This is a genomic window from Kurthia sp. ISK08 (assembly GCF_046159805.1).
In the GTDB taxonomy this organism is placed as follows: Bacteria; Bacillota; Bacilli; order Bacillales_A; family Planococcaceae; genus Kurthia; species Kurthia gibsonii.
In genome coordinates this window covers 549,520-563,066 of the sequence record NZ_JBJXHL010000002.1, presented here as the reverse complement: position 1 = coordinate 563,066, position 13,547 = coordinate 549,520, and the positions used below count along the sequence as shown (strand labels likewise).

At 35.9% G+C, this 13,547-nt stretch carries 10 protein-coding genes, 1 pseudogene and 3 riboswitches; of the genes and pseudogenes, 3 read left to right on the top strand and 8 right to left on the bottom strand.

The features are described from left to right. Positions 1-585 precede the first annotated feature (585 nt). Positions 586-975 (top strand): DUF485 domain-containing protein, encoded by a 390-nt coding sequence (locus ACKVQX_RS06340; RefSeq protein ID WP_231726988.1) that lies wholly within the window; start codon positions 586-588, stop codon positions 973-975. Beyond that, the gene (locus tag ACKVQX_RS06335; protein ID WP_068453226.1) at positions 976-2,520 is read left to right on the top strand and encodes a cation acetate symporter; all 1,545 of its coding nucleotides are present in this window, start codon (positions 976-978) and stop codon (positions 2,518-2,520) included. 425 nt (positions 2,521-2,945) lie between these two features. Here ACKVQX_RS06335 and ACKVQX_RS06330 read toward each other — a convergent pair whose 3' ends face one another. The 5 genes and pseudogenes from ACKVQX_RS06330 to ACKVQX_RS06310 all read right to left on the bottom strand — a co-directional run bounded on the left by ACKVQX_RS06330 (position 2,946) and on the right by ACKVQX_RS06310 (position 8,030). Then, positions 2,946-4,325 carry an SH3 domain-containing protein gene (locus ACKVQX_RS06330; RefSeq protein WP_165442631.1) on the bottom strand — a complete coding sequence of 460 codons (1,380 nt, stop codon included), beginning with the start codon at positions 4,323-4,325 and terminating at the stop codon, positions 2,946-2,948. 203 nt (positions 4,326-4,528) lie between these two features. Then, complete coding sequence (ribE, locus tag ACKVQX_RS06325) at positions 4,529-4,996, bottom strand: 6,7-dimethyl-8-ribityllumazine synthase (RefSeq protein WP_068453222.1); 468 nt, start codon at positions 4,994-4,996, stop codon at positions 4,529-4,531. A gap of 29 nt (positions 4,997-5,025) precedes the next feature. Continuing rightward, positions 5,026-5,610, bottom strand: a pseudogene (gene ribB / locus ACKVQX_RS06320) (3,4-dihydroxy-2-butanone-4-phosphate synthase); the annotation flags it as partial. Between the two features lie 11 nt (positions 5,611-5,621). Then, positions 5,622-6,254 carry a riboflavin synthase gene (gene ribE / locus ACKVQX_RS06315; protein ID WP_240626022.1) on the bottom strand — a complete coding sequence of 211 codons (633 nt, stop codon included), beginning with the start codon at positions 6,252-6,254 and terminating at the stop codon, positions 5,622-5,624. 126 nt (positions 6,255-6,380) lie between these two features. After that, positions 6,381-6,514: riboswitch (FMN riboswitch) on the bottom strand. A 100-nt stretch (positions 6,515-6,614) separates the two neighbouring features. After that, positions 6,615-6,748, bottom strand: a riboswitch (FMN riboswitch). Positions 6,749-6,845: 97 nt separating this feature from the next. After that, positions 6,846-6,979, bottom strand: a riboswitch (FMN riboswitch). 235 nt (positions 6,980-7,214) lie between these two features. Continuing rightward, positions 7,215-8,030, bottom strand: a complete 816-nt coding sequence (locus tag ACKVQX_RS06310) for a metallophosphoesterase (RefSeq protein WP_068453217.1) — start codon at positions 8,028-8,030, stop codon at positions 7,215-7,217. Positions 8,031-8,298: 268 nt separating this feature from the next. Between ACKVQX_RS06310 and ACKVQX_RS06305 the strand changes: the two genes are divergently transcribed. Continuing rightward, positions 8,299-9,489: a PLP-dependent aminotransferase family protein gene (locus ACKVQX_RS06305; RefSeq protein ID WP_068453215.1), complete on the top strand. Its 1,191-nt coding sequence runs from the start codon at positions 8,299-8,301 to the stop codon at positions 9,487-9,489. A 57-nt stretch (positions 9,490-9,546) separates the two neighbouring features. Here ACKVQX_RS06305 and ACKVQX_RS06300 read toward each other — a convergent pair whose 3' ends face one another. The 3 genes from ACKVQX_RS06300 to ACKVQX_RS06290 form a co-directional block, all read right to left on the bottom strand. After that, positions 9,547-10,782 (bottom strand): right-handed parallel beta-helix repeat-containing protein, encoded by a 1,236-nt coding sequence (locus ACKVQX_RS06300; protein ID WP_068453212.1) that lies wholly within the window; start codon positions 10,780-10,782, stop codon positions 9,547-9,549. A gap of 162 nt (positions 10,783-10,944) precedes the next feature. Then, entirely contained in the window at positions 10,945-12,519 is a 1,575-nt protein-coding gene (locus ACKVQX_RS06295) for an L-lactate permease (RefSeq protein ID WP_068453210.1), read from the bottom strand. Between the two features lie 24 nt (positions 12,520-12,543). Then, on the bottom strand, positions 12,544-13,479 hold the full coding sequence (locus ACKVQX_RS06290) for an L-lactate dehydrogenase (RefSeq protein WP_068453208.1): 936 nt from the start codon (positions 13,477-13,479) through the stop codon (positions 12,544-12,546). Between the last annotated feature and the right edge of the window lie 68 nt (positions 13,480-13,547).

Genomic DNA, 13,547 nt, shown 5'->3' with positions numbered 1-13,547 from the left:
TTTTCATAGGAGCTAGGAAGTAGGTTCCGCATGCCTTATTTGAATTTCCCTTTCAGCCGGTGAGGAAATCTCTCTTTCAAACAGTCACACACATACTATTCTTCCGTACGCTAATATATTAAATTCATTATTCCCGATAAGAACTTTTTTGTCAATATATTCTGTATTATATGTTGAAAACAGAAAAATATTGTCTTTTACATCAAAAACCCTGTTTTGTTATACAACAATTTTTTGAAAATTTTTATACAATTTAATTATCTTAAAATAATAATAGAGATTTCTTTTTCGTTCGATTTTTTTCTCTTTTAAATTATTATTTTGTTTTTAAAGTGTTTTTTTTAGTTATTTACGCTCAATTTCTTTTGAATTCGGTTTTTTGCTACTTTTTAATTTAAAAGGAATTTTTTTCATGTAAGTCAGAATATATTTATTTTTACAAATTTTAAAAATTCCGTTTAGAATTTTCCGAAAAAATGTTGTTGATTTTCTCTCTCTGCCTTAATACAATAGTTTCATGCCTTGTGAACGAACGAGAATTTTTCTGAATAAGGTAGAAATTTGCAACATCGGAGGTGGTTTGGCATGACGACAAAAATCGATCTGCCAACAAAGGGGAGTTCTGTTTCCGATAAAATTATCGAGCAAAAAACAGAACAAGAAATGACACAAAAGAAAGTTTTGAAAGGAATTGGGCAAAATCAAGAATTTAAAGCACTCGTTAAAAAAAGAAGAACATTTCTATTTTCAACAACTTTTATTTTCCTAGCATTATATATTTCCTTACCAATTCTAACTTCATTCACAACTGTACTACATCAGAAAATGTATGGAGAGATTACATGGGTTTGGGTATATGCTCTATCGTTATTTGTTATGACGATTGTTTTATGTAGCTTTTACATTAAAGGGGCAACACGATTTGATCGTGAAATGAAGGCATTAGTTGAAAAGTTGAAAGACGGGGGTTTTTAAATGAATATTGTAACGATTAGTTTCTTTTTAGGAATTGTAGGTCTAACTTTATTAGTTACATATATTGCCGCTAAAAAGACATCAAATGCAAAAGATTTCTATACAGCTGGTGGTGGCTTAACAGGTTGGCAAAATGGTTTGGCGATTTCAGGTGACTACTTATCAGCCGCTGCATTTTTAGGTGTATCGGGTGCAATCGCATTATCAGGTTTTGATGGTTTCTTCTTCTCAGTTGGTTATGTAGTAGCAAACTTAGTTGTACTTTACATGATTGCAGAGCCACTTAGAAATTTAGGTAAATATACATTAGCTGATATGATTACAGCTCGTTTTAATGAAAAGAAAGTACGCGCAATGGCTGCAATTAGTACGATTACAATTGTTATTCTTTATATGATTGCACAGTTAGTTGGCGCAGGTGCACTTATTCAATTATTATTCGGTATTGATTATTGGATTGCTGTTTTAATCGTTGGTACGATGATGACGGTTTATGTATTATTCGGTGGTATGACAGCGACTTCATGGGTACAAATTATTAAAGCTTGTTTACTATTATTCGGTACAGCTTTAATGTCGTTTTTAGTATTACGTCAATTCGACTTCAGCATTGTCACGATGTTTGACAAGATGGCAACAGCTACAAGCTATGGCGACAGTTTCTTGGTACCTGGCTTAAAATATACAAATGGTTTTGATTCAATTTCTGTGTTAATCGCGCTTGTTTTAGGTACAGGTGGTCTTCCACATATCTTAATGCGTTTCTTCACTGTAAAAGACGCACAAACAGCACGTACATCGATTTCATGGGCTACATGGATTACAGCAATCTTCTTTACTCTAACAATCTTCTTAGGTTTCGGTGCTGCAGCATTCGTTGGAATCAAAGAAATTATTGCAGCAAACGCAGCAGGTAATACAGCCGCTCCATTATTAGCTGAATTCTTAGGTGGTAATGTTTTACTATCATTTATTTGTGCAGTAGCATTCGCAACGATTTTAGCAGTTGTTTCTGGTCTTGTATTAACAGGTGCTTCGGCTATTTCTCACGATATCTATGGTGAAATCATTAAAAAAGGCGTTTTAACTGAAAAACAACAAGTATTAGCTGCTCGTATTGGTTCAATCTCAATTGCAGTATTATCAATTCTTCTTGCATTAGGTGCACAATCATTAAACGTTTCATTCTTAGTATCATTTGCGTTCTGTATCGCAGCATCCGCAAACCTTCCAGTTATTTTATATACAATCTATTGGAAGAACTTCACATCAACAGGTGCAATCGCAGCGACAGCTACAGGCTTAATTTCTTGTATCATTTTAGGTGCAATTGGTCCGAATATCTGGAGTCCTACAGGAAATGCTATTTTTGTTGGAACACCTTTATTCCCATTGACAAACCCTGCAATTGTCACTGTTCCACTTGGTTTCTTAGCAGGCTATCTCGGCTCTAAATTATCAAGTCGTAAAGTAGACTTAGAAATATATGAAGAAATTCAAGTAAAATCAAGCACAGGCATTAATGTTTCAGATGTTTCCCATTAAATTGGACGAGGGGTATAACCATAGTTGGTTATACCCCTCTTTTTTCATGATATTGCTAATTGTATGTTATCTCAACCCGATCTTCCGGGGAATGTACTACTCTCTTTATTTACTTGCCGCGGTAAAAATTACACTGTTATTCTCTAACCTAAGCAACGTAAACCCTACCTTCTTTTACGTCCTTGTGACCCCATAGTCACGCCAGTGTGAATAAGTATCTTCAAAAACAATTGTGAACTGCCAATTTCTTCAACTAGCTTTTTATCAAGATTTATATCATCTCATGTTTTCAGCCTCTTGTCAACTTTTTTTATTTTATTTATATATAGACTAGAGAGATTTATTTTAAATAGAATTTAATATATAAGTACTTTGCATACAAAAAATCTCGCATGATTTTCAGAAATCATACGAGATCATTCAATTTAATCTACATCGACTAATTCAAATGTTGTGTGACCATTTTCAACTGCTTTAATCACACCTGCATTCGGTGCATAATAGACAATTTTTGTATTGGTTCCTTTTGAATTATAGAACTTTTGAACAACTACTTGTTTAAATGTGCCTGCTTTTACGGTCATTGTATAACTAACTGATGTAATCTTACTATAACCTTTTGTCAGGCTACCAGATGTTGCACCTTTAAAGATTGGTGTGTTGATTGCAAATCCGTATCCTGTATGATAATTAAAGAATGTATAACTTTTAGAAGTCGCTGTTTCGGTATGTGTAAAACCTCGATTCACATTTCCCCACTTAACAATTCCTTTTTCCTGCTTTTGATAAATCGTTTCAATCGTTCCGTTTTCTTCCACATCATATACTTCATATGAACGATTTTGATTACGTAAAAAGTTCGTTTTTACTTCTTTTGATACATAATCTTTACTCACATAAGCTGTCTTACCATTATAATTAATTTTCGCCCAAGCATCTGACTGCGCTAAAACATGTAGTTTCGTATTTTGCTTGATTTCACCTATTTTTTTTGCAGTTGTGGATGGTGCTGTACGAACGTTCAAATTTGTTGTTAAACCTGGGTTCGCATAGTACGTTCCTGTCATTTGTTGAAATGATTCGCTCACAGGCTTTTGCTTTGTTAAATACGAACTTGCTACGTAGCCATAACCTGACTGATAACGAATTTTTGACCATTCTTTTCCGTAACTTACGACATCAACTTTTGTTTGGTCTTTTAAAGAACCTAATTTTGTCGATGTACTAGAGGCACTTTTTCGAACATTTAATGCAACACCATTTGTCTTCACATAATAGACCGTTGTTGTGGACGGTTGAAGTGCTGGCTTATTTTTCGTTAAATACATGGTTGCCACATAGGCATACCCTGTTTTATAACGAATTTTCGACCATTCTTTTCCATAGCTTACGACATCTATTTTACTTTTATTTTTAATTGTACCAAGCTTTTGTGATTGACTTGATGGACTTTTTCGAACATTCAAATCAATACCTGGTGTACTGACATAATACGTTACAGTTGAAGATGGTTTTAAAGTAGGCTTTTTACTTGTTAAGTAACTACTTGCTACATAACCATAACCTTTTTTATACTTAATTTTTGACCAGCCATTTTTGGTTGAAATGACGGTTACTTTCGTATTGTTTTGCAATTTCCCCAATGTTGTTGCTTTTGTTGACGCACTTTTTCGAACATTTAGATTGCTACCATTTGTTATACTCACATACTTTATTTGTGTAGCTGCTGATGCTTCAATCGTTGGCGTTTGACCTATTCCAATTGCTAACATAAGCGTTGCGCCAATCATTATTGTTCTTCTCACCCTATAGTCCCTCCTATATTGAAAACATGGATACTCTTTCCAAATGAGTATTATAACTGTCATTCAATAGGCTGACTATACAAAACAACGACTTTCGAACTAAAGATATAGGTTTATTATATGAGTATAGGTTTCAAGTCATTTTATACGATTTGAAACTAGCAATCTATTGGCATAAAACATACTAGGTCATCTACACTAGTCTATTTTTCTAATAGACGATGAAGGTTTGCCATCTCGATTGCTGCTACAGCCGAATCATAACCTTTGTTCCCTGCTTTTGTTCCTGCACGTTCTACAGCTTGTTCAATTGACTCCGTTGTGACAACGCCAAAAATAATTGGCACATTCGTTTCAAGTGATACTGAAGCAATTCCTTTTGCCGCTTCATTACACACATAATCATAATGAGTTGTTGCACCACGAATAACCGTTCCAAGCCCAATAATTGCGTCATATTTTTTATAACCTGTTAATTGTTTTGCCATATATGGAATTTCAAAAGCACCTGGTACTTTTACGACGTCAATATTTTCTTCTGCTACACCATGTCTTTTTAAACCATCTACTGCTCCTTCTAATAAACGATTTGTGATGAATTCGTTGAATCTTCCTAATACAATCCCAACTTTTAAGTCTTTTCCGATTAATGTTGTTTCGATCATGTTCATTTTGAATACGCTCCTTTTGTTTGTTCAATATATTGTTTTAATGCTTCGATTGAAATGATAGGTAATACGTGTTTTTTAGCAAATGCGGTCAACTTTTCACCTGTCAGCATATGTCCATCATCACCCATAATTTCACAAATTACTGCTGCTTCTTTTTTATCGCATAACTTTGCCAAATCCACTCCTGCTTCCGTATGCCCATCACGTTCTAATACACCACCAGCTTTTGCAATAAGCGGAAACACATGTCCTGGACGACGAAAATCTTGTGCTACGGTTTGTTCACTTGTTAAAGCTTGAATGGTTAATGCACGATCATAAGCACTGATACCTGTTGTCGTATCGATATGGTCAATCGAAATTGTAAAGGCTGTTCCATGATTATCCGTATTATCTTCTGTCATCGGCGCTAATGCTAAGCGTGTCGCCATTTCTTCAGAAATAGGTGTACAAATTAATCCACGCCCCTCAATTGCCATGAATGTTACTTGTTCAGGTGTAATCGTTTCTGCTAATGCAACGAGATCCCCTTCATTTTCACGTGTTTCAGAATCAGTCACGATAATCATGCCACCAGCTCGTAAAACACGAAGTGCTTCTTCTATTTCTTGCATGTTCTTTCACCTCAAAATCCATTTTTTCGTAAAAAATCTTCTGTTAAAATTGTCGCCATTTGGCTTTGTACATATTTTCCGATGTAATCCGTTTCGATATTGACGACATCACGTACTTTTTTCATATGCAAAATCGTTGTTTCATATGTGTGCGGAATAAGCGAAACTTCAAATGTCCGCGCGTTTAACGCAAAAATCGTTAAGCTAATCCCGTCCAATGTCACAGAACCTCTTGGCACCATCTGTTTGATGAATTTCGGTTCTGTTTCAATCGTTAAGCGAATTTCGTTCGATGTTTTTAAGATTCTCTGAATTTTCCCGACTGTTTCAACATGTCCTGTCACAATATGTCCACCTAATCGTCCTTGCAACTGTAAAGCCCTTTCAACATTCACTTTTTCACGTAGCTGTAGACGATGTAGTGTTGTTGTATGAAAGGTTTCTTTCATAACTGTCGCATGAAAAGCGTACTGCTCTAATTTTTCAATTGTTAAGCAAACACCATTTACTGCAATCGAATCACCCAGTTTCGCATCTTGTAAAATTTTTTCTGCTTGAATTTGCAACACCATATTTTCATTCGCTTGTCGAATCGATTGAATTGTCGCAACTTCTTCTACAATCCCTGTAAATATACGAACCACTCCTTTCCCAAAATAAAAAACTACCCTCGATTGATGAAACAATTCAGGGTAGTTTTATGGAAGAATGATTAAAATTCATGTCTAAATAAACCTGTTGACATACGTCTTTTTAACAAGTTTTGTTCACACATCCTTCTCCCATCCAGACTGTACTGTCGGTTCTGGATTCTCACCAGCTCCTGCTCCGAAAAGCTCACGGACTTATCGCTCTAACACGCATCACCGTCGATTGGGAATTTCACCCGACCCCGAAGGATTATTCAGTTTGATACAACAAAAAAGACCTTCATTTACATGAGGTCGCTGAAAAAAGGTATGTTCAAATAAGCCTATGATTTTTCGGATCATAAACAAATTTTTACATGTCTTCTCCCATCCAGACTATACTGTCGGCACTGGATTCTCACCAGTTCCTGCTTCAAAAAGCTCACGGACTTATCGCTCTAACGCGCATCACCGTCGATTGGGAATTTCACCCGACCCCGAAGACGATTCTGTTGTCACAATAAAAAAGACCTTCATTTACATGAGGTCGATGAAAAAGGTATGTTCAAATAAGCCTATGATTTTTTCACATCATAAACAAATTTTTTGCATCTTCTCTCATCCAGACTATACTGTCGGTCCTGGATTCTCACCAGCTCCTGCTCCGAAAAGCTCACGGACTTATCGCTCTAACGCGCATCACCGTCGATTGGGAATTTCACCCGACCCCGAAGATTTTTTTAATTGTAGCTATACCATACCACTAATTTATTCAGAAAACTAGATTTTTTACAAAAAAACTCAAAAGACCACGAATGATTACGTGGCTTTTGAGTGATTCGAGAGGGACTTAAATTGACTGGGATCGTGTGAATTCGAACATTCGACTGGCGAAACGGGTCACTCGCTGATTGATTTAGGACATTCGCTCGTTCAAACGGGCCACTCGAAGGCGAAAATGGGTCACTCGTCCACTTATTTCGATTCTAAAGTTGTAACGACGATTTCTGGGCGGTTGAAGACACGTAGTGGGAAGAGACTATTTCCTAGACCACGGCTAATTACGTGTTGCAACTGTTCCACTTGTTCAATTCCTTCTGTATGTTTCGGTAATAGTGAGGCATCATGATCGACTAACCCACCTAAAAATGGTAAGCGAATTTGTCCGCCATGTGCATGTCCTGTGTATGCAAGGTCAATTCCAGCTTGTGCGTATTTTTCTCCAAATTCTGAACGGTGTGCTAATAAGATTTTGAACTGATCTTGTGGAACATTCACCAGCGCTTTTGCTAGCATATCTTCTGTTGTTTCGCCGGATAAAGGGTCACTAATACCGATAAGTTGAATACGCGCACCATTATAATGGAATGTTTCTGCTTCATTATTTAAAACATGCACGCCCCTTTTTTGGAGTGCTGTATGAATCTCTTTAACTCGATTAATTGAAATTTCATGATTACCATCGACAAAATAAGTCGGGGCAATTTTTGTAAAACCATCAACTGCTTCTAGACTTCTTCCCAGTTTATAATTATTGCGATCAATTAAATCGCCTGTTAAAAAAATTAAATCGGGTTTTTGCTTTTTTACTTGTTCAATTAGTCGTTGTTGGTGACGACCAAATTTCGCATCGTGCAAATCTGAAATTTGAACAATTGTTAAACCATTCATTTCTTTTGGTAATGTTTTTACTTGTAACGTATGTTTTGATAATTGTAGCCATTGATTATTAGCTATATAAAAAACAAAAAGTACAACAAGTGCACCAATTATTTTAATTAGTTTCTTCATATTGAATTCATCCTTTATTTCAACAATAAATTAAGGATAACGAACGATGTAACATTATGCAATGCATATCAATTTATCGAATAAATTATTAAAATAATTAGAATTATCAGAATTATTAAATCGTTTATTTGTCCTTTTTTTCTACTTTAAGTATTATTTTAGCTATTTTTTTAAATTTATTTGTTTACAAAACAGACTTATATCTTGTGATTCAATCATTAGAGTGCTATACTTTTAAAAAAAGTCAGAAAAAGGGAGAGAATCGCACATGCAATATTCTAACCGCGTATTAAATACGCCCTCATCATTCATCCGAAATATTTTAAAAGTTACGGACGCGCCAGACGTCATTTCTTTCGCAGGTGGCTTACCAAATCCGATTTCTTTTCCACTTGAAAATTTACAAGAAGCAATCAATCGTGCAATCGATGAGAATGGAAGCAAAATTTTCCAATATGCTTCAACGAATGGTTACTTACCACTACGTCAATATATTGCAGATAAATATAATCGTAAGCATGACTTAGGTATTACAGCAGATGATATCCTATTAACAACAGGTTCACAACAAGCACTATCATTATTATCTCAAGTGTTAATTAATCCTGGGGATGGCATTATTATTGAAGAACCTGGTTATTTAGGTGCGATTCAGGCCTTCACAATGAGTGAACCGTCATTCTACCCTGTTACATTAGAAGAAGATGGGTTAAACCTTGAAGAATTAAAAGTTGCGCTCGATCAGCCGAATGTAAAATTCATCTATACAGTGCCGAACTTCCAAAACCCAACAGGTCTTACGTACACAGCAGAGCGTCGTAAAGAAGTATATGAATTAATTAAAGACCGCGATATTATTTTAGTAGAAGATGATCCATACGGTGAGCTACGTTTCAAAGGTGATTCATTACCTTATATTGCGGCTGGTAAATCAGAAAATAGTGTGTTACTTGGTAGTTTCTCAAAAACCGTTACACCAGGTATGCGTTTAGGCTTTATTATTTCAAAAAATAAAGAATTGATGCGTCATATTGAAACAGCAAAACAAGCATCTGACTTACACACCAACATCTTCTCACAATATGCAATTTATGAATATTTAACGCATAATGAATACGATACACATGTTCAAAAAATCATCGAACTATACGATGCACAGTCAAAAGTGATGTTGGAAGCTTTAGAAGAACACTTCCCTGAGAATGTATCATTCACACGTCCTGAAGGTGGCATGTTCGTCTGGGCTACATTAAATAATGGTATGACAGCGATGGAATTCTTCGAAAGAGCGATGGATGTCGGCGTAGCATTCGTACCAGGCGATCCATTCTATACATCGAAAAAAGATGTGAATACACTGCGTCTAAACTACACAAACTCAGCACCCGAAGTAATTCGCGACGGTATTAAACGTCTCGCTACTATTTTAAAAGATGCTGAAATCGTTCAAAAATCATAAATTCATAATGAAAAAAGGAATCGCTTTACAAGCGATTCCTCTTTTTATATACAGTTATTACTTCGCCTGACGAAGTGTTTGCTCGTCTAGTTTAATCGTTTCTGTTTTACGCGTACCATCACTTTGTAAATTATCACGAATTTGAATATACGGTGTATTCAAATTCAGATATGTATTTGATAATAAATCTATTTTATTTTGTTCTGTTAAATCAGCATAGACAGGGTTTGTTGAACCGCCACCCGAGTTAGCGAATGTGAAAAACATCATCGCAATTGCCATATGGTCAAATGTATTATTTTTAATACGTATATTTTTTACACCACTCGCTGAAATACCTTTTACAACTTCATTGCGTGGATCCGTTGATTCGAGTGTGAATGTGTTGTTTTCAATGATGGCGTTTTCCCAATTAAGCGCGCGTATAAAATCGTTTCGTAGGTTTTTCATTGTATTGTTTCGAATCGTAATGTTTTTATGAATTTTCTTTTCTGAGTATTTATGCGTACCAACAGCACGTGGAATATTTTCGAATGTATTATGTTCAATTAATACATTGGTATTTGGTTGTGCATCAAACTTGCTCCAGCGTTGACTCCACCCTTTTGTTTCGCGGTCGGGTGTATCGATATTAATTGCTTCTTTCACCGACATTAGAGGGTCATTAGCTGATTTAAACGTTGAATTGCGAATCGTTACGTTTTTCGATGCGTCCAGTTCGATGAAGTGCGCATAATTGAAGTTTCGGAATTGAATATTGTCAACAAGAACGTTTTGATTATGTCCCATAATAATCGTAATGCCTTTTGGAACATATTTCATATCAAACGTGACCGTTCCTTTACCGATAAACTTAATATTTTTCTCACCGTTGTATTTTCCATATGCACCGTCAATTAATGCTTTTGAAGGTGATACGAGTTGGAACATCGAAGCAGATGGTGTGATGATGTTTGTTCCTGTTTTTGTCGTTTTGACCATTTTAACACCGTCTTGAAATTCTAATGTTACGTTAGATGGAACATAAATCGCATTTGTAATATTATACGTTCCTTTTTTAATAATGAGTTTGCCACCTTTTTTCTTTTCAAATTCGTTCATATAAGAACGGAATAAATAGTAGTGTTTCGTATATTGATTATACGTACCGTATCGTTGAAACATAGGGTCGAGTGGTTTACTATTCGGTGTGATCGTGTAGGTCTTTGCATTTGCTTCTTCTGGTTGAATGGTTATTACACTTATAATTCCTACTATCAATAAAAGAAACGAAATAATCCTAATTTTATTCATTGTTATTAACTCCTTTAGATATTTATCACAGCGAGAATTATAGCACATAAAAATTTAAAAATGGTTATTTTTTCAATTTAAAAATTCTTTTTTACATGAAAAAGAGATTAGGACATATTGTGTTTTAAACACATACGCCCTAATCTCTTTTTTGTTATTCATTTATAAAATAAGCGACAAAATAAAGGTCCAAATACAGACGAATACGAGGAAGCCTAAACTATATTTTAAGGTCATCTTCGTTAATGTCGATTCTTTTCCTTGCTGTCCTACGGCTGCTGTTGCAATGGCGATTGATTGTGGTGATACGAGTTTGGCAATTACACCACCTACCGTATTCGCTGCAACGAGTAACGTCGAATTAGTTGATAAGGCTGCTCCTGCTGTGGCTTGAATCGGCGCAAATAGCGTATTATTATTTACTACTGAACCCGTCATGAATACGCCAATCCATCCTAATATTGGTGAGATGAATGGAAAAGCACTTCCCGTTTTTGCTGCAGCTTCACCGAGCGCCATCGTCATACCACCATATGTCATGAGTTTGGCAATACCGATAATCGCGCAAATCATAATAATGGGTACCCAGAACTCTTTAACCGTCTCTTTTAATAAATGACCACTTGTTTGGAATGTCATGTTTTTGGTTGTGAGAATCGTGACAATGACTGCAACTAAGAGCGCACTGCCCGTTGCCCCAATAATGTCGAGTGACATATTAATTTCAGAACCCGGAATGGTAAAATTAGCAACAAGTGAAGATAAGGCGCCACCTTCAGCAAATAGACCTTTAAAGGCTGGTAAGCTCCAAATTAAAATGAAAAGTGTAAGGAGATAGAATGGTGACCATGCTTTGATGATGTCTTTTGCTGTATGTTTTTCATATTCTAAGTCATGTCCACTGAGGAAGAATGTGTTTTTCGGTGACCATTTTTTACAAAGTAACGCAAGTGCGCCCATTGCTAAAATTGGAGGTACGATATCCGCAATTTCTGGTCCTAAAAAGATGGTAAATAGTGCTTGTGATACAGCATATGTGATACCTGTTGTTAAAATGGCTGGCATGGTTTCTTTAATACCTTTAAATCCATCAACAAGCCAGACCATTAAAAATGGGATGGAGAGATTGATCAGAGGTAGTGTTAAAGCTGTCATACGTGATACATCTAAAGATGAGATTCCTTCTTGTAAATCAAATGTATCGATAATCCCGACTGGAATACCAATTGCACCAAAAGCGCCTGAAGCACCGTTTGCAATCAAACAAAGCATAGCTGCTTGTAGTGGTTTAAAACCGAGTGACATGAGAAGTACTGCACAGATTGCAACTGGAACACCAAAGCCTGCTGCACCTTCTAAAAAGGCATTAAAACAAAAGCCAATGAGTAGTAATTGAATACGTTGGTCATGTGAAATTCCAGCAATCGAACTACGGAGAACATCAAATTTTCCTGAATTCACAGAAATTTTATACAGCCAAACAGCCATAACGATAATATAACCGATTGGTACAAGCCCTTGAATGATACCTTGAATAATACTTCCGACGCCATTTCCAAAAGATAAATGAAAGAAACCATATACTAACACAAAGGTCACAACTAGATTAATTAAAGCTGTTGTAATGCCTTTCATTTTTAAAACGGTTAGACAGATTAAAAATAAAAGGATAGGAATAACCGATACGAGAACGGTTATGCCAATTTGACCAAAAGGGTTATATTGTTCGACTAACATACGATGCGTTCACCTACCCTATTTTTATGAAGACCAAATAGATGCTTGAATATCTTTTAGTGCTTTAACGGATGCATCAAATTTTTCACGTTCATCTGCATCTAAGTCTAATGTAAATACTTTCTCAACACCTTGACGATTAATGAGGCATGGTACACCTGTAAATACATCTTCATGTCCATTTTCCCCACTTTGTAACGCGCCTACAGGTAGAACAACTTGTTCATTGCGTAAAATGGCTTTTGTAATACGCGCAAGCCCCATCGCAATACCGTAGAAGGTTGCACCTTTTGAGTCAATAATTTTATAAGCCGCATCACGTACTTCAATACCTATCGCTTCTTTTCGTTCATCTGATAACTTTAATGCGATTTTTTGACCGTATAACGTAGCTGCACTCCAATAAGGTAATTGTGTATCACCATGTTCACCGATAATATATGCATGAATACTAGTCGGTGCTGTTTGAAATTCTCTACCTAATATATTGCGAAGTCGAGCGGAATCTAAGATAGTACCTGAACTTAAAATACGTTCTTTTGGTAATTTAGAAAATTTCCATGTCGCATATGCCAAGATATCTACTGGGTTAGTTGCGACAATAATAATGCCATTAAATCCTGTATCCATAATTTTTGAGACAATTTCTTCAAATACTGCTATATTTCTGTGTACCAAATCAATACGTGTCTCACCTGACTTTTGGGCTACTCCTGCACAAATAACAACAATCGCCGCTTCTGCACATTCATCAAAATCTCCAAAACGAATTTTCATAGAGGATGGTGCATAAACGATACCGTCTTGTAAATCTAATACATCACCTGTCGCTTTTTTTTCATTTGCATCCACAATAACTAGTTCATCACTAATTCCTTGATTGACTACTGCATAAGCATAACTTGAGCCAACTGCTCCAGCACCAATTAAAACAATTTTATTGCCTTGTGTTAAGTTCACAGATGTTTCCTCCCTTTTCATCAACTACTTACACATTCCACTGACAAGACAAATTGAAACTCCCAACA